The 23,587-nt window shown below is 47.8% G+C and carries 24 protein-coding genes; 21 read left to right on the top strand and 3 right to left on the bottom strand.

Annotation, left to right across the window (positions count from 1 at the left end; all coding sequences use genetic code 11):
- The first annotated feature begins 152 nt into the window (after positions 1-152).
- From SHD_RS08230 to traN, 7 genes are read left to right on the top strand one after another with little or no spacing between them, the layout of a single operon-like run.
- A complete protein-coding gene (locus SHD_RS08230; RefSeq protein ID WP_001228924.1) occupies positions 153-845 on the top strand; it encodes a DsbC family protein in 693 nt (230 codons plus the stop codon).
- On the top strand, positions 845-3,244 hold the full coding sequence (gene traC, locus SHD_RS08225) for a type IV secretion system protein TraC (RefSeq protein WP_023266683.1): 2,400 nt from the start codon (positions 845-847) through the stop codon (positions 3,242-3,244). Before SHD_RS08230 ends, traC begins: the two co-directional genes overlap by 1 nt.
- A complete protein-coding gene (locus tag SHD_RS08220) occupies positions 3,237-3,584 on the top strand; it encodes a hypothetical protein (RefSeq protein WP_007105003.1) in 348 nt (115 codons plus the stop codon). The genes traC and SHD_RS08220 overlap by 8 nt, the downstream gene beginning before the upstream one ends.
- Entirely contained in the window at positions 3,568-4,080 is a 513-nt protein-coding gene (locus tag SHD_RS08215) for a S26 family signal peptidase (RefSeq protein ID WP_200862646.1), read from the top strand. Before SHD_RS08220 ends, SHD_RS08215 begins: the two co-directional genes overlap by 17 nt.
- Positions 4,081-4,090: 10 nt before the next feature.
- Positions 4,091-5,215, top strand: coding sequence for a TrbC family F-type conjugative pilus assembly protein (locus tag SHD_RS08210; protein ID WP_039977872.1), 1,125 nt, complete (start codon positions 4,091-4,093; stop codon positions 5,213-5,215).
- Entirely contained in the window at positions 5,199-6,227 is a 1,029-nt protein-coding gene (locus SHD_RS08205; RefSeq protein WP_023266680.1) for a TraU family protein, read from the top strand. Before SHD_RS08210 ends, SHD_RS08205 begins: the two co-directional genes overlap by 17 nt.
- Before the next feature lie 2 nt (positions 6,228-6,229).
- On the top strand, positions 6,230-9,922 hold the full coding sequence (gene traN / locus SHD_RS08200) for a conjugal transfer protein TraN (RefSeq protein ID WP_023266679.1): 3,693 nt from the start codon (positions 6,230-6,232) through the stop codon (positions 9,920-9,922).
- Between the two features lie 162 nt (positions 9,923-10,084).
- Here traN and SHD_RS08195 read toward each other — a convergent pair whose 3' ends face one another.
- The 3 genes from SHD_RS08195 to SHD_RS08185 form a co-directional block, all read right to left on the bottom strand.
- On the bottom strand, positions 10,085-10,612 hold the full coding sequence (locus tag SHD_RS08195) for a hypothetical protein (RefSeq protein WP_023266678.1): 528 nt from the start codon (positions 10,610-10,612) through the stop codon (positions 10,085-10,087).
- 9 nt (positions 10,613-10,621) lie between these two features.
- Positions 10,622-11,395 carry a hypothetical protein gene (locus SHD_RS21430; RefSeq protein WP_023266677.1) on the bottom strand — a complete coding sequence of 258 codons (774 nt, stop codon included), beginning with the start codon at positions 11,393-11,395 and terminating at the stop codon, positions 10,622-10,624.
- 158 nt (positions 11,396-11,553) lie between these two features.
- Entirely contained in the window at positions 11,554-12,156 is a 603-nt protein-coding gene (locus SHD_RS08185) for a hypothetical protein (RefSeq protein WP_023266676.1), read from the bottom strand.
- Between the two features lie 367 nt (positions 12,157-12,523).
- Between SHD_RS08185 and SHD_RS08180 the strand changes: the two genes are divergently transcribed.
- From SHD_RS08180 to SHD_RS08120, 14 genes are all read left to right on the top strand, one after another.
- A complete protein-coding gene (locus tag SHD_RS08180; protein ID WP_023266675.1) occupies positions 12,524-12,850 on the top strand; it encodes a hypothetical protein in 327 nt (108 codons plus the stop codon).
- Between the two features lie 15 nt (positions 12,851-12,865).
- Entirely contained in the window at positions 12,866-13,285 is a 420-nt protein-coding gene (locus SHD_RS08175; protein WP_023266674.1) for a single-stranded DNA-binding protein, read from the top strand.
- 79 nt (positions 13,286-13,364) lie between these two features.
- Entirely contained in the window at positions 13,365-14,183 is an 819-nt protein-coding gene (gene bet / locus SHD_RS08170) for a phage recombination protein Bet (protein ID WP_000414662.1), read from the top strand.
- An 81-nt stretch (positions 14,184-14,264) separates the two neighbouring features.
- Positions 14,265-14,408: a hypothetical protein gene (locus SHD_RS22030; RefSeq protein ID WP_015066581.1), complete on the top strand. Its 144-nt coding sequence runs from the start codon at positions 14,265-14,267 to the stop codon at positions 14,406-14,408.
- 60 nt (positions 14,409-14,468) lie between these two features.
- Entirely contained in the window at positions 14,469-15,485 is a 1,017-nt protein-coding gene (locus SHD_RS08165; RefSeq protein ID WP_023266673.1) for a YqaJ viral recombinase family nuclease, read from the top strand.
- Between the two features lie 209 nt (positions 15,486-15,694).
- Complete coding sequence (locus SHD_RS08160; RefSeq protein ID WP_023266672.1) at positions 15,695-16,654, top strand: AAA family ATPase; 960 nt, start codon at positions 15,695-15,697, stop codon at positions 16,652-16,654.
- A 2-nt stretch (positions 16,655-16,656) separates the two neighbouring features.
- Entirely contained in the window at positions 16,657-17,421 is a 765-nt protein-coding gene (locus tag SHD_RS08155) for a hypothetical protein (RefSeq protein WP_431312090.1), read from the top strand.
- Between the two features lie 98 nt (positions 17,422-17,519).
- Positions 17,520-18,473: a DUF3150 domain-containing protein gene (locus tag SHD_RS08150; protein ID WP_023266670.1), complete on the top strand. Its 954-nt coding sequence runs from the start codon at positions 17,520-17,522 to the stop codon at positions 18,471-18,473.
- A 61-nt stretch (positions 18,474-18,534) separates the two neighbouring features.
- A complete protein-coding gene (locus SHD_RS08145) occupies positions 18,535-18,975 on the top strand; it encodes a hypothetical protein (protein ID WP_023266669.1) in 441 nt (146 codons plus the stop codon).
- Positions 18,976-19,044: 69 nt separating this feature from the next.
- Positions 19,045-20,700, top strand: a complete 1,656-nt coding sequence (locus SHD_RS08140) for a VWA domain-containing protein (RefSeq protein ID WP_023266668.1) — start codon at positions 19,045-19,047, stop codon at positions 20,698-20,700.
- 82 nt (positions 20,701-20,782) lie between these two features.
- Positions 20,783-21,280 (top strand): RadC family protein, encoded by a 498-nt coding sequence (gene radC / locus SHD_RS08135; RefSeq protein WP_012368361.1) that lies wholly within the window; start codon positions 20,783-20,785, stop codon positions 21,278-21,280.
- The gene (locus SHD_RS08130) at positions 21,280-21,621 is read left to right on the top strand and encodes a hypothetical protein (RefSeq protein WP_023266667.1); all 342 of its coding nucleotides are present in this window, start codon (positions 21,280-21,282) and stop codon (positions 21,619-21,621) included. Before radC ends, SHD_RS08130 begins: the two co-directional genes overlap by 1 nt.
- Before the next feature lie 91 nt (positions 21,622-21,712).
- Positions 21,713-22,780 carry a DUF7146 domain-containing protein gene (locus SHD_RS08125; RefSeq protein ID WP_023266666.1) on the top strand — a complete coding sequence of 356 codons (1,068 nt, stop codon included), beginning with the start codon at positions 21,713-21,715 and terminating at the stop codon, positions 22,778-22,780.
- Between the two features lie 89 nt (positions 22,781-22,869).
- The gene (locus tag SHD_RS08120) at positions 22,870-23,577 is read left to right on the top strand and encodes a hypothetical protein (protein WP_023266665.1); all 708 of its coding nucleotides are present in this window, start codon (positions 22,870-22,872) and stop codon (positions 23,575-23,577) included.
- The last annotated feature ends 10 nt before the right edge of the window (positions 23,578-23,587 follow it).

The following is a 23,587-nucleotide window of genomic DNA, read 5'->3' as shown; positions in this document are numbered from 1 at the left end:
TTCTTACACGCCAAAGGTCAATACTCGAAAAATGTTGGAGTGAAGACAGCCGCTAGTGTAGAAAGACAACAAAATCTTCAATCTATCTAACCGAGTCCACATAGGACAACTGCATAGACTGGAGCCTCGATTTACATTAACGAGGACTCCTCATGCGAAAACTATCTCCAATTATTCTGGCGCTTGCGCTGTCTCCTTTGGTTCAAGCTGAACCTGTGTCTGAAGTGTCGCCCGTTGGCAAAATTGACGGCATGGTTTCTTTGCCTGTCACGGGTATGAAAGCGGTCGAAAGCAATGGCCGTATTGTTTTCATGTCAGACAGTGGCCGGTTCGTCATTGATGGCACGCTCTATGATGCCTGGTCCAAAAAGCCGCTTACCAGCCTTGAAGAAATTCGTGAAGCGGGGAACACGCTGGACTTAAGTCGTCTTGGCCTAAAAATGGATGATTTGAATCCACTGACGCTGGGTGAAGGCAAAAAGAAAGTGGTGGTCTTTGTTGACCCACGATGCCCGCACTGCCATGAGCTTTTGAAACAAGCTTTACCGTTAACCAAAGAATACACCTTCCAAATACTCCCTGTGCCAGTGCTTGGTCCTGATTCAGAGCGTCAGGTTCGCCAGCTTGGCTGTGCGCGTGACAAAAAAGCGGCCACCGATGCATTGCTGAATGGCCGGATTGGTAACCTAGAACAGGATGATGCCTGCAACTTAGAACCAATGCAGCGTACCTTGGTGACGGCTCAAATCCTGGGCATTCAAGGTGTGCCTTTCATCGTCGCCAATGATGGTCGCATCAGCCGAGGCCGTCCTTATGATCTTTCTGCTTGGTTGGAGGGGCGTTAATGAAAGCCTCTCTGTATTCAGGGCAACGCGCTTCAGAGCTCTTGCCAGTATTGGCCTATTCCGACGATGAGCAACTGTTTTTCATGGAAGACCAGAGTGTTGGCTTTGGTTTTCTATGTGACCCATTGCCGGGTGGTGATGAGTCTGTTGCAGACAGGGTTAATGTTCTACTCAACAACGACTGGCCAAAAGACACTTTGCTGCAATTTGGCCTGTACGCATCCCCTGATATTCAAACCGACCTTCAGCGCATGATGGGCTTACGGCATCGTCAATCCGATCCATTGCTTAGGGCGTCGATACGCAAACGTGCGGATTTTCTCGATGGGGGCACGGTTCAACCGATAGAAGAATCGACCCAGACTCAGGTACGCAACTTTCAACTGATCGTCACCTGCAAATTGCCTTTGGAAAGTCCTATACCGACGGAGCGTGAGTTGAGTCGAGCATCCGCGCTTCGGGCTTCTTTCTCGCAAGCGCTGGCAACGGTTGGTTTTCGCGTCACGGAGATGACTGACCGAAACTGGCTCGCGGCATTAAGTGCGCAGCTTAACTGGGGAGAAGATGCTTCTTGGCGCAATCCATCACCAATCCGCAGTGAGGCAGATAAACCACTTAGGGAGCAAGTGTTGGATTATGACCGAGCTATCAAGGTGGATAGCCAAGGTCTGATGCTGGGTGATTACCGAGTTAAAACCTTATCATTTAAGCGCTTGCCTGAGCGGATCTGGTTTGGTCATGCCGCAAGTTTTGCGGGCGATATGATGACGGGCAGTCGAGGTTTACGCGGAAGCTTTTTGCTGAATGTCACCATTCACTTTCCTTCAGCTGAGGCCATGCGATCTCGTTTAGAGACGAAGCGTCAATGGGCGGTCAATCAGGCCTATGGCCCGATGCTCAAGTTTGTGCCGGTGCTTGCAGCCAAGAAAAAGGGATTTGATGTTCTTTTTGAAGCCTTGCAAGAAGGTGATCGTCCTATTCGGGCAAATATGACTTTGACGCTGTTTTCACCAACGGAAGAAGCGTCCATCAGCTCTGTTTCAAATGCCCGAACTTACTTCAAAGAACTTGGATTTGAGCTGATGGAAGACAAGTATTTCTGTTTGCCCATTTTCCTGAATGCCTTGCCATTTGGTGCTGATCGCCAGGCGATGAACGACTTGTTTCGATTCAAGACTATGGCGACACGGCATGTGATCCCTTTGTTGCCTTTGTTTGCGGATTGGAAAGGTACAGGCACGCCAGTGATTAACTTTGTTTCCCGTAATGGCCAGATCATGAGTGTATCCCTTTATGACTCGGGCAGTAATTACAACTGTTGCATCGCGGCGCAATCGGGATCGGGTAAGTCATTCCTGGTGAACGAAATCATCTCTTCCTACTTATCTGAAGGTGGGCAATGCTGGGTGATTGATGTTGGCCGCTCTTATGAAAAGCTGTGTGAAGTCTATGACGGTGAGTTCTTACAGTTCGGGCGGGACAGTGGCATTTGCTTAAATCCGTTTGAAATCGTTGAGGACTATGACGAAGAAGCGGATGTACTGGTTGGGTTATTGGCCGCAATGGCCGCACCTACGCAGTCATTAACCGATTTTCAGATGGCCAACCTAAAGCGTCAGACCCGTGAACTGTGGGAGAAAAAAGGTCGTGCCATGTTGGTTGATGATGTGGCAGAGGCCTTGAAAAATCACGAAGACCGACGTGTGCAAGACGTGGGTGAGCAGCTCTATCCGTTTACGACACAGGGCGAATATGGCCGCTTCTTTAATGGTCACAACAATATTCGCTTCAAAAACCGTTTCACCGTTCTGGAGTTAGAAGAGCTCAAGGGGCGTAAGCATCTACAACAAGTAGTGTTGCTTCAGCTTATCTACCAAATCCAACAAGAGATGTACTTAGGTGAGCGGGATCGTCGCAAGATTGTGTTCATTGACGAAGCCTGGGATCTGCTGACTCAAGGTGATGTCGGTAAGTTCATCGAGACGGGTTACCGGCGATTTCGAAAATATGGCGGCAGTGCTGTAACGGTAACGCAGTCGGTCAACGATTTGTATGACAGTCCTACAGGTAAAGCCATCGCTGAAAACTCGGCCAATATGTACCTGCTTGGCCAAAAAGCTGAAACCATCAACGCACTCAAAAAAGAAGGTCGCTTGCCACTAGGTGAAGGCGGCTACGAATACCTGAAAACCGTTCATACCGTCACGGGTGTCTATTCCGAAATTTTCTTTATTACCGAAATGGGCACCGGGATTGGCCGCCTTATCGTCGATCCGTTTCACAAGCTGTTGTACTCGTCCCGTGCAGAAGATGTAAACGCGATTAAGCAGTTAACGCGCAAAGGCCTTTCTGTTGCTGATGCCATCTCTCAGTTGTTGAAGGAGCGAGGCTATGAATAAGTCCACGCTTTGGCCATTTATGGCCTCTATTACTTTGTCTATTGCTGGTAGCGGTTTAATGACCAGCTGGCTCTTAATGAAAACACTCGAACCCATCCACAGCCAGTTGGCGTTAAGTACGCCCATTGCAGTCGTGGATTTTGGGGATGCGGTGTTGTCACTGGGTCCTAATGCCAGCGAACAAGACATCGAATCCAGGTTGCTTCAGACCAATCAGCAAATTGAAAAGTTAAAAGCAGCCGGTTTTATCGTGCTGGATGCCCAAGCGGTGGTTGGCGCTGATGATTCTGTTTTCGTGCCAGTAGGCTCAAAGGAGGTGTCTCATGCAGATACTCCGTAAAAGAATGCCTTGGCGGCCATATCTCATTCGGTTGACCGTTCTTGCGTTAATCATGGCCTTGGTAGGCACCTACGCCCTGATGCGCTACCGAATAGGTATTGATACCCAGCAAGAGCGCTGTCTGCCTGATACCACGGTGTATCTGATTGACTTATGGAATAAAGAGCCCGTTAAGGATGGTTTGTATGCCTTCCACTCAAAAGGACTCGCTCCGTTATATAACGACGGTACTCGGATGCTGAAACGCCTAACAGGGATGCCAGGGGATGAAGTCAATGTGACGCCTGAGCATGTGCTGGTGAACGGTGCTGAAGTCTCTACCGGCATGGCATTAGCCCAGCGTCTTGGTGTGGCTGAAACAGAATTTAGCCGCTCATTGACGCTGCAAGAAAACGAGTATTGGTTTTCTGGTGAGGCCGCAACGAGTTTCGACTCCCGTTATTGGAATGCCGTTAAGCGCGAGCAGATTGTCGGTCGCGCTTGGCCGCTTTGGTAGGAGGTGGATGATGAGAAGACTATGCCTCTTATTTTTGTTGGTTGCTCCATTGGCTTGGGTGCAAGTGTCCTGGGCACAAGAGCCTTATCCGTTGTCTGACGAGGACAAAAAGATCGTCGAAATGAGCCGCAACATTTTACAAAGTGCTGTGGATGGTTCATCTGAATTTATCGAGCCTTTTTCACCGATTGAACAACCTGAGTCGCTCAAACACGACGATGAATGGTTGATATTTGCGTCGTCCTCACTGGGAGATTCCTCACTGAAGCAGCTATTTAAAGAGGCCAGTTCTACCGGCGCTATTGTGTTGTTTCGGGGAATTCCTGAAGGAAAGACCTTGGGGGCAGCTATCCGTGATTGGCATACCCTGATGACGGGGCTTGATCCTGTTCCTCAGGTTCGAATCGACCCGAAAGCCTTTGTGCACTGGCGGGTGACTAGCGTGCCTGCCATTTTCCGCATAGAAGATGACAAGGTGACTGCAAGTGCACTAGGGGTTTACAGCAAGGACTGGTTGCAGCGTCAAATTGAAACAGGCAATACCGGTTCATTGGGTCAACGTGGTCCGATTCATTCCATTTTAGAACCGGATTTGATGCAAGTGGCGATGCAGCGTTTACAGTCGATTGACTTGGGCGCGTTAAAGAAAAAAGCCATTGAGCGATTCTGGTCTCGCCAAACTTTCACTGAGTTACCCAAAGCCACGCAGTATCGGATAAGAATGGTTGATCCAACCATCGTCATGCAGCGGTCACTATTGGATGCCAATGGCCGAACATTGATCCCAGCAGGAACGCGTATTAACCCGCTAAAAGCCTTGCCGTTTACTCAGCAGCTTGTGGTGTTTAATGCGTCGAACGCTGAAGAAGTGGACGCAGTAGCGCATTGGCTTGAGACGCAAGATAGGACACTGCGCCGCATTACGCTTATCACCACGCAGCTCGACCGTGCCCAAGGCTGGAATCGCCTCAATGCACTCGAAAAGACATTGGATAGTCCGGTTTACCTTCTCAATGCCTCGCTAAAGCAGCGCTTTGATCTGCAAGTCACCCCATCGTTTGTTCAAGCAAAGGGGCTCGCGTTTGAAATAGAAGAAATTCCAGTAAAGGAGCTTGTTCATGAAAAAGCTCAATAATACGTATCGTCTGTTGCGGACTCTCGTTGTCATGTTTGTCCTTGGCGCATCTATTCCTGCAAAAGCCGAACTGACCTGCCCAGACGCGGGTTTATTGTCGGGTAAGTTGCTGACGGATGTTTGCTGGTCATGCATTTTTCCTATCCGAGTTGCGGGTCTTCCTCTTGGCTCTGGCAGTGTCCCAAGCGGCGCATCAAACAAGTCATTTTGCTTATGTGAAGATAACTTAGGCGTGCCAAGGCCAGGTATTGTTACCAGCATGTGGGAGCCAGCGCGTTTGATTGAACTGGTCAGAACGCCGGGTTGCTCGCCTTCCCTGGGAGGGATTCGTTTACCGTTAGGTGATAGGCGACTGCAAGGTGGTCATGGCGAGGGTGAATACGATACCGGTGATCTCGCTTTCTACCATTACCATTATTACGCCTTTCCGCTTTTGGTCATGCTCGATTTGTTCATGGATGGCAATTGCAATGCCGATGGTTACATGGACTTTGACTTGATGTATTTGTCCGAATTGGACCCCACATGGATGAACGATGAACTGGCCTTTTTTACTCAGCCTGAAGCTGCTGCCGTTGCCAATCCATTGGCTATATCTGCTTGTACCGCTGACGCTGCCTCATCAACGCTTGGTAAACCCATCGATCAGTTGTTTTGGTGTGCTGGCAGTTGGGGCCATCTCTACCCGTTATCTGGCCACACCTTAGCCTTTGGCTCATTAGCAGAAAACACCAGCCATTTAGCGGCGCGTGCAATCGCGGCTCAACACAGGCGTGGTCTTGCAAGGCGAACAATGGGGAACAGTGCGCTATGCCGACCTGTTATCGAACCCATGCTGCCGAAATCCCAATACAAGATGAGTATGTTCTTCCCTGTACCGGAAACTGAAAGTGCACATGTCATCGGTGAAAGCACCATGAAATGGGGAGAGTGGCGAACGATCCCCGGTGCCGGTGAAGATGCGCTCTACATTTTGTGGCGCTGGCAAGACTGCTGTAACTCGGGAGGTTAACTATGAAACCAACACTTTTTACCCGAGTTTTAGCGGGTGTTTTATCAATCACTATGGCGTGCTTGCCCTTACATGGTGTGGCCGCTGATGTGCAGCGCCAATCCGGCCTAAGCGGACAACAAGAAGGTAAGCAATTACTGCAAAACTGGACGATGCCCGCACTCAATGGCAATACATTGTCGGTGCCGACTGGAAGTGGTAATGAGACGATTAACTTGCAAGAGCTTTTCCCTGGTATGGATCAAGGCTCATTGGATGTCTTAACGGGCGTTTATGGCTCTGATGCCAGCATGAATCAATTGGGGACGCAGCGCCAAGAGAGCATGGCATCCGAAAGTAGCGCTACGGGTGAGGCGTTTCGCTCGCTACAGCAAATCAAAGACAGGTCTCGGCCAGATATGGTCAATGATCCGCTTTGGGCATTAACTGATGCGGTTCAAACTGACCCCAATCTATTAACCCAAAGCTTCCCAGGCTGTGAGTCTCAAGGTGAAGGTAGCCCAAATTACCAGCAATGCGACAGGCTCAATACAGCGGTTAACAGCTGCACTATTACTCACGATTACACGGCAGGCATTATTGAGCATGTTTCAGGACCAATGAACCTTCGCTCTTGTGGTGAGGGATGTCTTGAAGTTTGGATTGGACGAATAGGCGACAACTACTGGAGTGGCCGTTGTAAAGTGTTTGAACAGGCCATCACACTCAAAGTCGTGAACCCCGATGCGATTACCTCAGCCGTTCTTGAGTACGCCAAATGGGATGACTACATGCAGGTGTGGCTTGGCGATCAGAAAGTCTGGTCTGGGCCGAACAATAACTTTCCACCAGAAACGGCAGGTCGCTGCGAGCTCAGTACCAGTTGGGAACGCAATCCTAATACTGACCTCACCGCCAAGCTAAAAGCGGTAGAGCCCGGTTTAGAAGTGCCGGTAAAAATTCGCGTATCGGTAACGGGTAGTGGTGAGGGCTATGCACGCATCAAGGTGCGCTTTGATCCAACCAAGGTGGTGATGAATGATAGTTGGTCACCAGAGTCCTGTATCGAACAAGCAGCGGATATCCCGACGAAGTTTTCAGACTACAGCATTCAATGCACGGATCAGCCTTCTTCAACCAACGGATGTACGGTGGTCAATGGTGTTTCAGTCTGTGAATCCTACTTTGCCCCTAGCCCTGTGGCTGGCATATCGCCTTTGTGTCGGCGTGTACAAGTTAGTGTGGATGACGAAAGCTATAAAGGGATTGAAAATCAGGCCTGCCAAGTGCTTGAAACGAATCCTTCCTGTGGATTCATGTCGTCAGAATGTGCCGAAACCAATGATAAAGATGAATGTATTCGTTTTACCGATACCTATGACTGTGGATTGCAAACCAGCGATCCAAAGTGTGTGGTATCCAATCTTATGCCGAGTAGTTTTGAGGCCTGTGAGTCTACTCAGACGATTACGCCATTTACTGAAACCAAGCATGTACCGGATTACCAGGTGTGCGAGAAGATCAGCACGCTTACTCAGTGTCAGTTAGAGCGACGTGTATCCGCTGAAACCCATCAACAAAGCTGGTCCATTGAGCGTGGTTGCTTTAGCTCCGAAACGCTCAGTTTTGTTCCACAGCACAGCAGTACTATGCAAACTGGAAACGCGACGCTGAGGATTTTTGATAATCAAAATACTGAGATAAAAGTCACCGAGTCGCCATCCAAGGCAAATGGTTGGAAAACGACACTCTCACTGACGGGCAATAAGGAAACGGTGACTGAGACGAAACCGTCGATTAAGTACCCTGAAATGACCTGTCCAAAAGGAACCTTGGTTGGCTCATTGTGCAAGGTCGTTAATGGGTCGATTATTTCGTGGCATGAACCTCAGGAAATCACTCGTTCCAGATGCGAGTCCGGCTGGAACAAAGTCGATTTCGATACTTGCAGCCGAGAAGTTCAGAAGTGCTTGGCTCCTGCGAAACTGAGCGCTTCATTGACCTTCTCCGGCAAGTACTTAGAACAGGACGTTGTTCATCAATCAAGTGATCCGGGCATAGACCAATGCTTGATGCAAACGGATCAGTTCACTGCGGTGCAGTGGCAGTGTTTGGATACGGGCACAAAACGAATTGAAGGGTTAACGGTTGGTAGTGGCGAGTTGGCCAATCTTGGAAGCCTTTATCCGGCGGTTGTTTCGTCTCCTGCTCATTTAACCAGTCGCGGCAGCTCTGATGGATTAGGGCTCTCATGCTGGAGGGCAAGAGCGACCTACAATGCTTCGACTTCTCATCCAGAGTTCAACATGGGCAGCTCAGATAGCTGGGTAGATGCCAATGGTAATACACAAACCATCGTCAATAACGGACAAAACACGACCACCAATACGTGTGCCGCGCTAGAGCAAAACCCGGCCTGTCAGTATGTCAGAACCGAATGCACTGAAGGCGGGGCTGGTCATGAAGGCTTCTGTTATATCCAAAATTTGGTGTATGACTGCGGACAAAACGTTGAAGTGCAAAATGCACGAATGGAAACTCAATACAACTGTGAGGGGCCAGTTCGCTGTATGGGCACAGATTGTTTAGAGCCAGAGTCAATCAAGCAGGCTAATTTTGCAGAAGCCGCAGCGATGCTTAATGCGGCGCAGTTTATGACCAATGATATGTCATGCACGGGAGCTGATGGCCAAGACAATGTCGAGTGTACGGTCTTTAAAGGTAATGCTGGCCAGTGTAAAAAAGCCGTTGGCGGCATAGTAGATTGCTGTGAAAAGCCAAGTGGCGTGTCGTTATCGGACTACATCACGATGATAGTGGCGGTTAACAAACTTGATACGGCAGTCATGGCCATGAATCCGTCTTCGGCAATCTATGGTTCGTGGAATACGCTTAGGGAACCGATAACGAGTACCTGGAGTGCGGTTAAAGAGCCTTTTGTGTCTGCATGGGACTCTCTCATGGGGGCTGGACCATCAACGGCTGCTGGCGCGGGAGCGGAGCAAGCTGCGACAGGCTTCATGCAGGTGCTAACTAACAAAACGGCTGAATGGGTAGGCACTACCTTTGGTTCGGGGGCGCAATCGGCACTGTTTAGTAACGTTGGTGGTGCGGTTGGAGCTGATGGTGTCGTTTCTGGCGGCAACTTTGCCCTAGGGGGCGCTGCGGGCGCTGTTCTGAGTACGGTTATGACGGCCTACATGATTTATTCAGTCACCATGATCCTCATTCAGCTTATCTGGAAATGTGAGCAGAGTGAGTTTGAGATGAACGCCAAGCGGGTATTGAAGAGTTGCCACTATGTAGGCTCTTATTGCAAGTCTAAGTTCTTAGGTGCCTGTGTTGAAAAGCGGCAGTCATATTGCTGCTTTACTTCGCCACTTTCACGGATCATTCAAGAACAAGTACGTCCTCAATTGGGCTTTGGTTGGGGCAGTGCCAAGTCACCAAACTGTGAAGGTTTGACCGCGAGTCAGTTAAACCAGGTAGATTGGAGCCAAGTCAATCTGGATGAATGGATAGGTATCTTATCGATAACAGGCAACCTACCCGAAGTACCGTCACTGGATCTGGAACGACTCACAGGCTCAGGAAGTACGCTAAACGTTGATGGAAACCGTCAAAGTGCCGCAGATAGAGCCATTGAACGGCTAAACGGAATGGATGTACAGAAACTGCGTCAGGAGGCGACGGAAGAAATCTCAGGGAATAATTGAGCACGTCCTTCTAAAATAGCTGCGTCAACAATGTTCCATGTTGGTTACTTTAATGAGCATAATGCGCCTTAAGGTAACCATTTTAGCACTTTGTGGTTGCTATGACTTTTCTTCTAGGATGTTTCAATACTTGATGCGGATATGATTTTTTAAGTGCAAATATCAGCGACTAGAATCCCTAGCAAAATATTTATGTTGAGAAATGATGTTATTCTCACAATGCTCTAGATCTTTGTTGTCTAAAACGGAAACTCCTAATGCTGCATCGTTAAGCTTTTTATAAATAATTGAATCCGTACGAACCATTCTTGCTAGTTGACTTGACCAGACTGTGCAAAGCTTCTTGTATAGCAAAGGGTCACTTTTTGTAAATGTTAATACTAGACCAAGATAGCCAAGCCAATCAGGAAATACGCAGTTTTTTGAAATCTTTACTAGGTCGGCAGTTATGCAGATATCAACTATTTTACGCTGTTGTTCTGGAGTAAAAGTATAGGGAAATTGCCCAATTTTAACTGAATAATTTGATTGTGCTCTTTTCACCACCCAATTATGATCAAAAGGGTGTTTTCCTTGAGTTAGTTCAACTAGACCAAATCGAAAATGAAGTTGACCACAGGTAGTACAGTTTAAATTCCAGCACCATTTTTCTTGTGAAGCTAGCTCGCTCATTGCTTCAAACGCATTCATAAATGCCTCTTAACTTTTTACAATAAAACGAATTTTCTGATCCGTATAAGCTGGCTTTAGTAATTTAAAACTTTTTAAGTAAGCTAGAAATTTCTCACCATGGTATTCAGACAACGTTTTAGTCCCTACAGCGTTACTGCCTCCAAACTGACTACAGAAACGGTATGATTGACCATTAATTGAATACTCTTTGACCCAATACCGTTCATGATAATTTTTGGACGCTTCCGTTGAAATCATGATCAACGGAAAAGATATACCAAAGTGTTCTTTGCACCAGTCAAGGTTTTTCAATAACTCCAAATGATCAGCTGTTTGACTGCAAAACCCGATAATGGCATCAATGTGTTCTTTAACTAATTTTCCAACGCGTAGCTCTACCATATCTACTTCCCCTTCATGTTTTAACAATCTAAAAGCTTCAATATCAGGCTTTTCTGTTGTTAATGTTAATCTAACGATTCCTTTATTTTTCCAGCCTCTCAAGGCTCCAGACCAAATATTGGATTTAAGGTTCGAATGCTCTCCAAATTGTTGAGCAGACCATTCTTCAGTTGAGACTCGGCCATCAGCATATTGAAAAACCTTCCAAGCTTGCTTTTGATTTATCAAGCATTGCCTAAATTCATCTTCACTTGGAATAAATACTAATTCTGGTTTTTCAGTCACCGTTCTGGATTCATAGAAATCAAGAAGCCTACAGATCACGTTATCCGGTGTCTCAAATCCTATTACGTGTTTACCAAGGCGAAGGTAAGTTTCTTGCGATAGTTCAATTTGCATTGCTGACACTCATAAGTAATGTTACTTACAATTATAGTAATGATCATTACATTTTAAGTCAACTGTAATTACACTTGAGAAGTAACAGAGAGTTTTGGGATACTATCTGAATTGAAAAAGCCCCTTCGAGAGGGGCTGGTTGAGGGGAGCCTAGTTGGCTAGTTGGCGGGGTTATCTGTTTCCTCTTCAGTGATATCGTCATCGGTTGAAGGCACCGCTTGCTCAACTTCTGCTTCTTTACCCTTAGCTTGGGCTGATTTTCGTGCTCGAATTTCGATATCAATAATGCGCCTAGCCAGTTTGATAATGCGCTGTTGCCATGCGTAGTTGCCATCAACACGTTGTTTGTTGCTAAGCACGCTAGATAACCAAAGTGTGTCCATTGAGATCATCAACGCATCGAGTTTGCGAACTAAGCCGACAAACTGGCCAACCTGGGGCGAGCTGATTTTTGCGTTGAAGGTAATCGGGTCGGTGTAGTCAGGTACTTCATCGATGCCGTTGGACTCCATCAGTTTGTCCAAACGAGCTTGTTCGCTGTCTACTGCCTTAGCGCAATCTTCGATCAACTGGCTAATGATCTGTTCCACTTCATCAATTTCGTTCTCATCGCCAATGATGCGTAGGATGACATCGATTCCGTAAAGCGCACTGACCGTCCGTCTAAAAACACGGTCAACGACACGTTGCGCCTGTAAGCTATTAATTGTGAATGATTGTTCAAAGATGGGTTTCGAGTAATTGGGTTTTGCTTGGGCCATAAGTTTGCTCCTGATATGACAATAATCAGTCCCTAGCCTAATCCTTTGTGAGGTTATGGCCTTTCAGCTAGGTGGAAGAATTGAGCATCTTTCTAACTATCCTGTCCGGATAAGACGGTTACACTGACTATCAAATATTGCTGATCTGTTTCAGTGATATCTGCGCCGGAGAGCATGAGCTCAAAGGAAGCCCGCCGCTGAGTATTCTCAGTGGTACTAAGAGGTAGCTAGCCTCCTTAAACAAATAGCCTGCATGTTTTTACATGCTCAACCATGCGTTCCTTGCGGTTCGCCTTTTCACCACCCAACTGGGGGAGTTTTCCCCAGTTGGGGGTGACTCCTTCAAAACCAACATAAGGAGTCACCCATGGAATATATCTTCGGATTTATTATCCAAATCGCAGGCATTATGTTGCTTGCAAAACTGAGCTGGTCGCTTTTGCGATTGCTTGCTCGTCAAAGCGTGCGCCCGTTTCGATTTGTACTTACTCAAATCAAGCGATTGCTCACACCAACACCAAAACGTCGTCCAATGGCAGTGCCTAACGCTCCTGGTATGCCCCGTTTGACATCTGCGTTTTACAAAGAGCCACATCAGTACGACATGGCTTTACTCGAAATACCAACCTATCTGCGCCGTCAGTCTTCTTTGCCCAGCCGGGTAGAAGCGACTGTGTGCACAGAGTTCAACTAAGACGAGGAGAACATCATGAAAAACCAAGTAACACTCATAGGCTACGTTGGCGCTGAGCCAGAGACGCGAGCCTATCCATCAGGTGATTTGGTGACCAGCATTTCGCTGGCCACTTCTGAGAAATGGCGCGACCGTCAATCCAATGAGCTCAAAGAGCATGCGGAATGGCATCGGGTTGTTTTTCGAGATCGTGGTGGATTTAAGTTAGGGCTAAGGGCAAAAGATTTGATCCAAAAAGGAGCGAAGCTTTTTGTTCAAGGGCCTCAGCGCACGCGCTCATGGGAGAAAGATGGCATTAAGCATCGATTGACCGAAGTGGACGCGGACGAGTTTCTGCTTCTTGATAGTGTGAATAAAGCATCTGAGCCATCACCGGCGGATGATGCGAGCTCCCAAGCTAATTGGGCACAAACTTATCCTGAACCAGATTTTTAACCGAGCGAAAACGCTTTAACCCAGCCGGGAGTACTTTCCCGTCAGGGGCAGACTCCCACTTTGATTGTCGGAGTCCACAATGGAAAAACCAAAGCTAATCCAACGCTTTGCTGAGCGCTTTAGTGTCGATCCAAACAAACTGTTCGATACCCTAAAAGCAACAGCATTCAAGCAACGTGACGGTAGTGCACCGACCAATGAGCAGATGATGGCGCTCTTGGTGGTTGCAGATCAGTACGGCTTGAACCCTTTCACCAAAGAGATTTTTGCGTTCCCTGATAAACAAGCTGGAATTATTCCAGTGGTAGGTGTCGATGGATGGTCTCGCATCATCAATCAACACGACCAGTTTGATGGCATGGAGTTTAAGACTTCAGAAAACAAAGTCTCCCTAGATGGCGCGAAAGAATGCCCGGAATGGATGGAATGCATCATCTATCGGCGCGACCGTTCGCACCCAGTCAAAATCACTGAGTATCTGGATGAAGTCTATCGACCGCCTTTTGAAGGTAACGGCAAAAATGGCCCTTACCGGGTAGATGGTCCATGGCAGACGCACACTAAGCGAATGCTAAGACATAAATCCATGATCCAGTGTTCCCGCATTGCGTTTGGCTTTGTGGGAATTTTCGATCAAGACGAAGCTGAGCGAATTATCGAAGGCCAAGCAACACACGTTGTTGAGCCATCGGTGATTCCACCTGAGCAAGTTGATGATCGAACCCGAGGGCTTGTTTACAAGCTTATCGAGCGGGCGGAAGCTTCAAACGCTTGGAATAGTGCATTGGAATATGCCAATGAACATTTTCAAGGTGTTGAGCTGACGTTTGCGAAACAAGAAATATTTAATGCACAGCAACAAGCAGCCAAAGCGCTCACACAGCCTTTAGCTTCTTAGCGCCACGCATTTATTTTACTAACCCTGGCGGGATTATTCTCCCGTCAGGGGGAAGGTCTCGTCTTTTTTTGGAGATCTTCCATGACTAAATCAGCCTCACTTTTTCGCTTGGTATTGGTTGTTGCCCTTGTCTTAGGTTCGATTCAAGCCGGTAAAGCGGCAATTGATTCGGTTCAAGCAAGTGTTGTTCAGCACCAAACAGCGTTAGCACAAGCTGCAAAGTAACCACTTAACCCTGAAGGGGAGTTCTCTCCTTCGGGGGAGTCTCCCCTCAAAGGAGGCAATATGAAGGTTATCGACCTATCACAACGTACTCCTGCATGGCACCAGTGGCGCATTGCAGGGGTTACGGCATCTGAAGCCCCAATTATTATGGGGCGTTCACCCTACAAAACACCTTGGCGATTATGGGCAGAAAAAACCGGATTCGTATTACCGGAAGACCTGTCGAATAATCCAAATGTGCTTCGCGGTATACGGTTGGAGCCTCAAGCAAGGCGAGCATTTGAGAATGTGCATAATGACTTTCTTCTGCCGCTATGTGCAGAAGCCGATCATAACGCAATCTTTCGAGCCAGCTTTGATGGCATCAACGATGCGGGCGAACCCGTTGAATTGAAATGTCCTTGCCAGTCAGTTTTTGAGGATGTGCAAGCTCACAGAGAACAAAGCGAGGCGTATCAGTTGTATTGGGTGCAAGTACAGCATCAAATACTGGTCGCCAATAGCACGCGAGGTTGGTTGGTTTTCTATTTTGAGGATCAACTGATTGAGTTTGAAATACAACGAGACGCGGCGTTCTTAGCTGAATTGCAAGAAACGGCGCTTCAGTTTTGGGAGTTAGTACAGACTAAAAAAGAACCGTCAAAATGCCCTGAGCAAGATTGTTTTGTTCCCAAGGGTGAAGCCCAATACCGCTGGACATCGCTGTCTCGGCAATATTGCTCAGCACATGCTGAAGTTGTCCGACTGGAAAATCACATCAAATCTTTGAAAGATGAAATGCGAGAAGCTCAGTCAAAATTGGTCGCCATGATGGGTAACTACGCTCATGCCGATTATGCTGGGGTCAAACTCAGCCGCTACATGATGGCGGGTACGGTGGACTATAAGCAATTGGCCACCGATAAATTAGGCGAGCTGGACGAACAGGTTTTAGCCGCTTACCGAAAAGCGCCACAAGAGCGGTTGCGCATCAGCACCAATAAGCCAGATCAGCCCGTTGAAACACCAATCAAAATCAGCCTTGAGCAAGAGAACTTGGTTCTGCCAGGTGACTCGCCGAGCTCATTTTATTTTTAACGTTCACTTGGAGCCGATTTCGGCTCCTTTCTAATGCGCTTACATCGAGTGCATCATAAAGCAGTTTCACTCGTAGCCAATGCTGGATACGAATGATAGAGCGAGCTGAACTCTAACATACACAGCCATACCACAATCAACACACCACCCGACGGGGACTTCAGTCCCTGTTGGGGCATGGGGCCTCGTCAAAACAGATGAGGTTTACCATGACTGAACAATCCCCATTTTTGGTTCAAGTGAATCAAGCGTTTAATGTCCCGGCTCCTGATGCTTTCGTTCTGGAAGGATTTAGTGCCGACACTACCCATCCAAACATTCCCGTTCGCAAGGACGAGTATGTTTTTAGAAAAGAAGACTTACGTGACGTATTGGCGTTTTTGTCTAACCCAGACGGTGACGGTTTGTATATTACAGGCCCCACTGGATGCGGTAAGACCTCGCTAATTTGCCAAGTTGCTTCTCGATTGAATTGGCCTGTTCAGCAAATTACTGCTCATGGTAGATTGGAGTTGTCCGATCTTATCGGTCACCACACGCTGGTTAATGGCAACATGACCTTTGTGTATGGACCGCTGGCACTGGCTGTCAAGCATGGCCATATGCTGATCATTAATGAAATGGATCTTGCTGAGCCTGCTGAACTGGCTGGACTCAATGACATTTTGGAAGGTGCCCCGTTGGTCATCGCACAAAATGGCGGTGAGATCATCATGCCACATAACAAGTTTCGTTTTATCGCAACCGGCAACAGTGCGGGCAGCGGTGATCAAACGGGCTTGTATCAAGGCGTGCTTCAACAGAATTTGGCTTTCCTTGATCGCTTTAGAATCATTGAAGCGACCTATGCAGAGCCATCTGTAGAGGAAGCCATTCTGGAGAACGTTGCGCCGGGCTTGCCAGAAGTCTTTCGCCAAAAAATGGTGAAAGTAGCAGGTGACATCCGTCGTCTTTTTATTGGCGGCGCGGATGGCGGTGCTGAGCTTAGTATCACCATGTCCACAAGGACCTTGGTGCGCTGGGCAAAGTTAACACTTGCTTTCAAAGGTGCTCCTAACGCAGTGGAGTATGCACTGGTTCGGTCTTTGACGGCTCGTGCTGAGTTGGAGCAACGAGAAGCCATTCACCGTATTGCCGCTGATGTCTTCGGTGACCACTGGGAGGATTGATGATGGAAAAGTGCTTTGCTCTTTACCGTTACAGTCATTCTGATGGGACAGCCAAAGAATGGGCCATTTACGTTGGATCAGATTCCCGGACGATTGAAGTTCGGTTTGGAAAAGCTGGTCAATTGTCGCAGCAGCGATTGATTGACTCGACTGATCCTAACGCAGAAGCAGACCGAAGAATCAATGAGAAAATCAACAAGGGTTATCGATTGGTTGGACACGTCGGCATTGATCATCAAGGGCGGCCATTTGAACTCTCAAATGCGCTAGATAGTGTCGCGTGCGCCAATAACGTCAGTTGGGAGTTTCGTACTCGCAAGGACGTCAATGGCCAAATCTCGCTGGCGCAAAAAGCGTTGTTCGATATGGCAAAGCTGCTTGAAGCCTATGGCTTGGCTGTCATTGATGATAACCAGGTCAGGATTGGAGAATGGTCATTAGGGTTTTGCAAAAGCGGATTACCTAGTACCAATCAAATCAGCATGGTGTCAGGTGAAGGCGCTGGCATTGTTAACACTGATGATGGCCCTTGGCCGTTGTTGCTGTTACTGGCCTTTAAGCGTCAATTACCACCACTGTGTTCGCTCACAGTAGCGAGTCCTGAAGGGATAGAAGTATCCGACCAACTGAAGTTGGAAAAAGATGTATTGCGGTTGCTAGGCAGTGATTTAGAGCGGGTTCGCCCGATAGCTGAAGCACTGGACTTAATGCCTGCGAAAATCGATCTCAACCAATCGTCGCCTGATTCGCAAAATTACTATTTCTGATAGTGGTATTGCCATTAGCGCGTCAACTACTTCCACCCAAACGGGGGCCATTGCTCCTGTTGGGAGTGGTGTGTCCCCATCTCGCATGAGGATGCACTATGAGTATTCAAACCCTCGACAAACTTTTGATTTGTCACATCGACTGTTCCATCTGGAGCGGTAGAAAAAAACTAAGGCCTGAAGATTTCAGACTAGCCAATGGCAGCCAACTTCCACCGAAGGATGTTGCCAGCTTAGGGAGTAAAAAAATTTGCGACCCTGAGGCATTGGCGAACTTTGAAAGGCTTAAGAAAGAAGCGCAGCGCTTGTGTGAGCAAGTCGGTGTGCGGTTTTTAGGTGGCTATGCCGTCCCTGAAGACCGAATTGATCAGATTGTTCCAGAGCTTGACCGGATCGGTCAGGAGTTTGCGCAGTGCAAGCAGTTGTTCTTGGACAACTATGATCAGGTGACTTTTGACTGGGTTGCAAAACACCCGGATTTTGCAGATGCAATCCGGCGTGCATTATCACCCATCGAAGACGTGGAACAACGGCTTCAGTTCGATTATGCCATCTATCGAATGCAACCGGCTGAACAAGCTGGCGGCTTAGATGACAAGGTCAATGGCATGGGGCACACCCTCTTTAGGGAGGTGGCTCGTGATGCCAATGAACTGTTTGAGCGTTCCGTTGCAGGAAAGAATCAAATCAGTCAGCGTGCCCTTAATCCTCTGAAGCGGTTAAGAGACAAGTTGGATGGTTTGTCATTCCTGGATCACCGAGTTCAGCCAATGGTTGAAGCGATGGACAATTTATTTGTTCGTCTGCCGAAGGCCGGCCCTGTGACAGACAATCTCTATCACGAACTGATGGCGACCATTTTAATTTTGTCTGATCCAGACAAGATGAGAATGCACGGTGAAGGTCAATTGGATATCAGACAACTGATGCCCAAACCTGAACCTAAACCCGCACAGCCAGTATCTGCTCAGGCAGATAACTTGCGTGCAATACCCCAACCAACCGTCAGACCAAACCTTGGTTCGACTGTACCAAACTCATTTTATTTTTAACGTCCTTGAGGGCATGTTGCCCTGAAGGGCGCTTGTCCTCTGAACTAAGTAAGAGGAAATTATGCAATCAACCATCCATTACCCCAGCCAACTGAACCAGTTTGAACCGCATTTTCGTGGTGTGACTGATGCTGTTGAAAGTGAATCAATACCAGAAGTGGCGTGTTGTCGAATGTTAGTACAACGGTCGTACTCAACACATAGTGTCGTGATCCCCAAGAACCCTGTGCTGATCGCAGATGCGGACGCACAAGGAGCTTGGGTAACGGCCATGGTGTTTGTTCCAAACATGGCATTGCAGCAAACCGCTTTTGAGCGTGCCTGGCTGCAATATCAACACGAGGTGTCTACTCAGTTACAAGACCAGTACGGTCTGACATTGGATGACATCCTGAGTTTAGACCAGCTTAAAACGTCATTTGAGCAGCACGAGAGTCCAGCTCAATTGGTGGCTTGGTTAGGTCAAAAATACGACCTGGATAAGCTAAAAGCACAGGTTTAAACACTTACATTCCCAGCGGGGAAACGCTCCCGCTGAGGGAGTATTCCCCCTAATGATTAGGAGACTCCCATGAATCATCCATTAAAAAACGCACTGCCAATCGTTGCCGCAGCTTATGGCGAAAAGTTTGGTGTGAAGGTGCTTATTCAAGGACAAGATGCGTTTACCGATGGTGAGCGGATTGTGATCCCAACAGCAAACCCAGACGACCCACACTATCAACAGATAGCTTGGGGTTATCTGGCTCATGAAGCGGCGCATATTCGGCATACCAATTTTGACATGGTGCAGAAGGCGTCGTCCAAGCCGATCCGTAAGGCACTTCTCAATATCATTGAGGACGTTCGCATTGAAAACGAATTGGCAAAGGATTACCCCGGAACCCGGCGCAGTATTTCGCAAGTGATTGAGTACATGGTGGACACACAGCAAATGTGTGTACCTGAACAGCTTGAGCCTGCATCTAACTTGCAAGCATGGTTGTTGTTCCGCTTGAGATGCCATTTTCTGGGTCAGAAATCGCTGACACATCTGTATCAAGCGGTTGATGAAAGAGTGAGACAACTCTTTCCTGCCGCAGCGATGAGCCGGTTAAGCGCCATGCTGACAGCAGTGCCTAGCCTTGCATCTACAGGTGAAGTGCTGAAACTTGTCGATGCCATCGTTGCCATGTTGGAAGAAGAATCTCGTCCACCACAGGATGAGTCTGATGCTGATGGCGGTGATGACATTGGACAAGATGCGAGTAATGACAGCAATAGCAGTAGTGACAGTCAAACCCCGGAAACAGGTTCGTCTGCAACAGGGGATGCTGCTGAAACGGGGGATTCAGATAACTCTGATCAAGCTGACAATTTGCGACAAGCCCTAGAGGCCAGTGCCGCTCAGTTTGAACCCGATACCTTTGCCCAAGTGGCAGAAGTGTTGTCGGAACAAGCTGAAGGACATCAGGGCGTCACACCTCTCAGTTTGCCCCAAGCAGAGCAAGCTATGTTAGGTGATGAGGCCATCTTGACCTTATCGGCGTCTGAGTCGGCTCAAATTCGAGCCCGACTTAGAGGTATGGTTCAGTCCAGTCAGGACAATAGGAGTCATGCCAAACGGCACGGTCTTCGAGTTGCAACCCATCGTCTTGCCGCTTCCCAAGCAGGTGAGTCGAGATTGTTTATTCAAAGGCAGCCGCGCATTGCGCCCAATGCTGCTGTGCACTTGCTTGTCGATATATCGGGCTCAATGGGTAAACCCATTGGCGAAGGTAATCGCAAGTACTTTCATGTTGCCAATGAAGCCGCTTTGGCTTTGGCCATTGCATTGGAAGGTATACCGGGTGTTGTACCTGCGGTCAGTTATTTTCCTGGTATTCATCAGGAAGTTTCTATCGCGTTATTGCCCAAGCAATCGGTTCGACATCGGGCCGCCTGTTTTGACCAAAAACCACGAGGTTGTACGCCTATGGCACAAGCGATGTGGTTTGCGGCAAACAGTTTGTTAGCACAAAAACAGAAGCGAAAGCTAATGATAGTGCTAACGGATGGTGACCCAGATGATTGGGCTGCTACGCATGACATTGTTGATCGGTGCAGACGCAGTGGCTTTGAGCTGCTGGGGATCGGGATTCAAACACGCAGTGTTGAGAAATTCTTTCCTCAAAGCATCGTGATTAACGACGTCAAAGATCTGAAGCGTGAGTTATTCGAAGTAACACAACAACTGTTAATTCAGTAACCACATCAATTTTACCACCCTGCGGGGACGATTCCGTCCCCTTCAGGACATGGGTTCGTCTCCGTTTTTTTTGGAGACTCCTATGAAAAACAAAAAATTCTTAGCTGGCGAAGAAGCCGGTACTTACATCGTTCCTGAGCAAGTGACTGAAGCGGATATCTTAGATATGGCGCTCAAGCTTGCCCGTGGTCGATTGAGTAAAGGTCGCAAAATTGAACAGCCATCATCGGCGTTCTCATACCTGCAAACACTGATGCACGAGTATGAGCACGAAGTCTTTGGCGTGCTGTTTCTTGATACAAAGCATCGCGTTATTCGATTTGAAGAGCTGTTCAAAGGCACTTTAGATGCAGCGAGCGTGTATCCAAGGGAAGTAACAAAGCGGGCGTTGGAATTTAATGCGGCAGCAGTGATACTGGTTCATAACCATCCATCGGGTGATCCTGAACCCAGTGAAGCTGATAAACGCATCACTCATCGACTTCGTGACGCCTTGTCACTTGTTGATATTCGAACGCTTGACCATGTCGTGGTCGCATCCGAGGGCTGCGTTTCGCTTGCCGAACGCGGTTATCTGTAATGAATGGGCGTATTGCCCATTCTCCTACATCACAAAAGCAGTCCCATCAGCACACATCAGCACAGCTCGAATTTCTATTTGAGTTTGATGATGCCCCTGTCACTTGGTCTGACACGGAAATCTGGCAGTTACGCGAAGGCATTCTATTGGATGCGATCCGTGTATTGCTGGACGGTCGTGTCAGTACTCGATTGCGAAAGGATGTGTTGTCGTGGATTCAAAATGACGAATTAACGCCATTTTGCTTTCGTGTTTGCGCAATGGCTGCGGTTGTCGATCCTGATGTGCTTCGTGATTCCATCATGTGGCTATTAAGACGACATGGTATCCAGCTTGACTAACGTTCCTGCATTAACCAAACGGCTCAATGCAGGCCCAGATCTGACTTTTATCACTTGTGGTAGGAGTCGGCTTTTTACTTAAGGAGGTTATATGGCGTTACCTTTACAAATTGAAACTGTAAGGCCATATCTTAATGGCCAATGGCTTCAAATACTGGCGGCGTTGGTGCCAGAACTTGATGCCGCTATTGCTCGAAAAGGCCGTCATGTGGCTTGTCCTGTTCATGGCGGTCGTGATGGCTTTAGGCTGTTCAAAGATGCTGAATATACCGGAGGTGGCGTTTGTAACACCTGCGGGATCTTTCATGATGGCTTTGAACTGTTGTCTTGGATTAATGGATGGAACTTTGCTCAGTCTATTGAAGCAATCGGTCAAGCTCTAGGTATTCAACCCGGACAAGTACCAACTCGGGTAATACCGAGTAACGCTGTTGACTGGAAGGCTAGAAAGCAGGAAGAGGACAAAGCGATTATCCATCGCTTGAATCAAACCTGGGGAGAAACGTTATCTCTTACAGATACTCGTGCGCAACCAGTTTGGAACTACATGCATCGTCGTGGCATTGTTACCCGGCTTCGTCCTGAATGGGATTCGGTGCTGAGGTATCATCCAAACTTGCCTTACCATGATGAAGATGGCTTGTTTATCGATAGCTACCCAGCGCTGCTAGGTAAAATCGTTACTCAGCAAGGGCGTTCGGCCACGTTTCATCGGATCTACCTAAGTGAAGATGGATTCAAAGCGCCGGTTGAAAAGCCTAAAAAGATGATGCCGATACCAAGTGACAGAACAATCACTGGTGGTGCCATTCCGATAGGTGAGCCTGGTGAGGTATTAGGTGTTTCTGAAGGCATCGAAACAGCTTTAGCGGTTACCAGAGCTACGGGACAGACATGTTGGTCGGTTGTGAATGCAACGCTACTGGCTAGGTTTGAACCACCAAGTAATGTGAAAATGCTGTACATCTGGGCAGATCACGATCTCTCTGAGACCGGCCTGAATGCAGCGAATGAACTCAAGAAAAAAGCCTGGCAAAAAGGCATTCTGACACAAGTTCTGATCCCTCCGATACCAACGTCACTTGGCGTGAAAAGTTGGGATTGGAATGATGTGCTGAATGTTTACGGAGCCATGGGCTTTCCTAAAGTTCATATCTGATCGAAGGGGCTTCGGCCCCTTTTTTTGCGCCTTGCATATTTGAAAAAACATGGAGAATGAAAAATAGATAACCAGTAGGAGAAACAAACATGATGGTTTTAACCCTTTTGACAAAGCAGATTGATGGTGAATTTACGGTTTACTGGAAGACCGGCCTTCGAAGAGCTGGTGAGCTAAAGGTCGATTTAGGTGAGCAATACGACAAGTTACCTGAGCAGCAAAAGCTAATTGCAGCTGAGCTTTATGCTATTCACCACCTATTGTCAGTGAAAGAGGTGATGGGGAGTAACCGAAGCGGCAATGGGCTTCAAATCCGAGTCAGTAAAGGAGCCATCAAAAAGTTACAGAAACAACGCTCAACTCAGCATTCACTTTACAGCCTGACCAGGTTCTTGCTCACCCGTTACCAGGAAGCACAGATATCGGTAGAGAAACGGGAAGATTGGCTCTCATATTCCTTCGAAGAATACAGCGTCGATAATGCTACCGTGAGAGAAATCGATGAGGTCATCAACGTTCCGAACATTGGGCCTGTCGTGGTGACTCGTCATGCACTGGAAAGGTTTGTGGAACGGCTTTCAGGCGGTGTACCTAAGCATCCTTGGAAGGCTTTGTGCTCAAAGCTGCTATGTTCGGGGCTAACTAAAACTCAGTTGCCAGAAAACGTCGCTATCCAAAAAGCAAAAAAATATGCTCAAGAGGCCGAGTTCTGGCAGCATGTGGGGAGCAAAATGCACTTTGTTATGGTTCCCGGTGACTCAATGAAAACGTTGGTTACGGTTTTTGCAGTAAAGTGAGCTAACGTAG

Origin of the sequence: Shewanella decolorationis S12, from assembly GCF_000485795.1 — a bacterium.
GTDB lineage: Bacteria > Pseudomonadota > Gammaproteobacteria > Enterobacterales > Shewanellaceae > Shewanella > Shewanella decolorationis.
The sequence above is the reverse complement of the archived record's forward strand: the minus strand, read 5'-3'. Positions and strand labels throughout refer to the sequence as shown.